Raw genomic sequence first — 2159 nt, forward strand, 5'->3', positions numbered from 1 at the left:
ATTCAGCCGGTCCCGGGGACCTCTAGAGTATCCTTGGGCTCGCTGGAGCCGCGGTTCTACTCCTACGGCAGCGCGATGGTCTCGACCATCCAGCAGGTCGCCGGTGCGGCCGGGATCGCCCTGCTGATCTCTGTGATGTCGTCTGTGGCTGCGGCGGCGGCGCAGAGCGGAGCGGCCGACGCGCCGGCCGGGGCAGCGGGTGCCCGAGCGGCCTTCCTGCTCGCGGCGATCATCGGGACGCCCCTGCTGATCAGCGCCGTCCTCATCCGCAAGCCGGATGATGCACCGGAGGGTGTCTCCGCGCACTGAGGAGACTCACGCCGACCGGCGCAGGCGCCGAGGGCGGAGGCCCGTCCGTCAGCCGATGCTACAGGCCCCGCCACCGCAGCACGACGCGGAGGCGTCGACGCTCGCGTCCACGAGCGGCAGAAGCGTCGTGACGCCCTTCGCGCTCGAAGCGTCAGCGTCGACGGAGACCTCAGGCTGATTCGAAGTGGTCATGCGTCGATCTTACGTCGATGTCAACCCCCGGGCGCGGCCGAGGCGGCATCCGTAGCGTCGATGACATGAGCACTCCCACGCAGACAGACGAACTCGCCGGCAAGACGGTGGCATTCATCGCGACGAACGGCTTCGAGGACAGCGAACTGACCGCCCCCTGGCAGGCGGTGACGGATGCCGGAGCCACGGCCGTCATGATCTCGCCCGCCCTTGGAGACATCGAGGGCAAGAATGGTCACCGCCAGCATGTCGACAGGACGACGGCGCAGACCGACGCCGCCGACTTCGACGCCCTGGTCCTGCCCGGCGGCGTCGTCAATGCCGACAACCTCCGCCTCGACGAGGCCGCGGTGCGGCTGGCTCGCGACTTCTTCGCGCAGGGCAAGCCCGTCGGCGCGATCTGCCACGCAGGCTGGCTGCTGGTCGAAGCCGGGGTGGTCGAGGGTCGTACGATGACGAGTTTCCCGAGCCTTCGCACTGACCTGACCAACGCGGGCGCGTCGTGGGTCGACGAGGACGTCGTCGTCGATGAGGGGTTCCTCTCCAGCCGCACGCCCGACGATCTGCCCGCCTTCACCGCGAAGCTCGTCGAGGAGATCGGCGAAGGCACGCACGACGGCCAGACGGCCTGAAAGGGACGCTTTTCAGTCCCAGTCGAGGTAGTCCTCGATGAACCACGACGTCTCGCCGGGGTGGGTCAGTGGGAAGAAGTGCCCGGCGCCATCGACCGCCTTCACGCTGACCAGCCCCGGCGCGGTCTCACGTAGTGCCTCTCCGGCTCGACCGGCGTGACGCGATCCGCGGTCCCTTGGACGATGAGGACGGGAGTGGCGTCCGCGACGGGCTGCCACGCCTCGGCAGCCGTCGCCGCGAGCGCGTCCGCCTGCACCCGGCGCACATCGGCCTGCGGCGAGAACGAGTCACCGAAGACGGCACGCACCTCCGCGTCGAAATCCTCACCGTACGGAGCGTCACGCGTGACACCCAGCAGCAGCACGCCGCTCACTCGTTCGTGATGGTCGATCGCGACGGTCCGCGCGACAGCGCCGCCGAATCCGTGCCCGCCGATCCATGCCTCCGAGATGCCCAGGTGCTCCAGGACGTCGACCACGTCCTGGGCGAGCTCGTGCAGCGTCTGCGCGTCGGAGCGTCGCGCGGCGATGCGCACCACCCGGAAGTCCTCTTCGACGAGGATGCTCGCCAGAGCGCCGAAGTAGGCGAAGTCCAGTCCGGCTTCGGGCAGCAGAACGATGGCGGGCCCGGTGCCTTCGTCGAGGTAGCTGATGTCGCGGACGTCGGCATCCAAGATCTGTCGCTGGTTCTCACTCACGATCCCCCATCCTAGGCGGCGAGTTTGCACGCACCCCGCGGACATGAGCATAGTTAGGTAAGCCATACCTCATCCGCACCCACCCTGAAGGTGCGGTCCGACGAAAGCGAAGCCCCATGCGCTCCCCCGCTCGACGATCCCTGCCCGCCCTCGCCGTCATGGTGACCGCCATCATCGCCTTCGGCGGATGTTCGTCGACAGCGGATGCTGCACCGGCGGCGACGACGGGCGGCACCCATGCCGTCGCGCACGCCCGCGGAATCACCGAGGTACCCGACGACCCGCAGCGCGTCGTGGTGCGGAACCCGTCGAATTGACACCGCGGAGC

General features: G+C 68.8%; 4 protein-coding genes and 1 pseudogene. 3 read left to right on the forward strand and 2 right to left on the reverse strand.

Features of this window, described 5'->3' with window-relative positions:
* Positions 1-309, forward strand: a pseudogene (locus I5I_RS09150) (MFS transporter); the annotation flags it as partial.
* A 48-nt stretch (positions 310-357) separates the two neighbouring features.
* Here the strand turns inward: I5I_RS09150 and I5I_RS17125 are convergent.
* Positions 358-501, reverse strand: a complete 144-nt coding sequence (locus I5I_RS17125) for a hypothetical protein (protein WP_155947569.1) — start codon at positions 499-501, stop codon at positions 358-360.
* Between the two features lie 65 nt (positions 502-566).
* Between I5I_RS17125 and I5I_RS09155 the strand changes: the two genes are divergently transcribed.
* The gene (locus I5I_RS09155; protein WP_036318545.1) at positions 567-1133 is read left to right on the forward strand and encodes a type 1 glutamine amidotransferase domain-containing protein; all 567 of its coding nucleotides are present in this window, start codon (positions 567-569) and stop codon (positions 1131-1133) included.
* Positions 1134-1234: 101 nt separating this feature from the next.
* Here I5I_RS09155 and I5I_RS09160 read toward each other — a convergent pair whose 3' ends face one another.
* Complete coding sequence (locus I5I_RS09160) at positions 1235-1831, reverse strand: alpha/beta fold hydrolase (protein WP_239640071.1); 597 nt, start codon at positions 1829-1831, stop codon at positions 1235-1237.
* A 116-nt stretch (positions 1832-1947) separates the two neighbouring features.
* Here I5I_RS09160 and I5I_RS09165 point away from each other — a divergent pair, with 116 nt between their 5' ends.
* The gene (locus tag I5I_RS09165) at positions 1948-2148 is read left to right on the forward strand and encodes a hypothetical protein (protein WP_036318546.1); all 201 of its coding nucleotides are present in this window, start codon (positions 1948-1950) and stop codon (positions 2146-2148) included.
* Positions 2149-2159: the final 11 nt, after the last annotated feature.

The organism is Microbacterium sp. B24, assembly GCF_000333415.1.
In the GTDB taxonomy this organism is placed as follows: domain Bacteria; phylum Actinomycetota; class Actinomycetes; order Actinomycetales; family Microbacteriaceae; genus Microbacterium.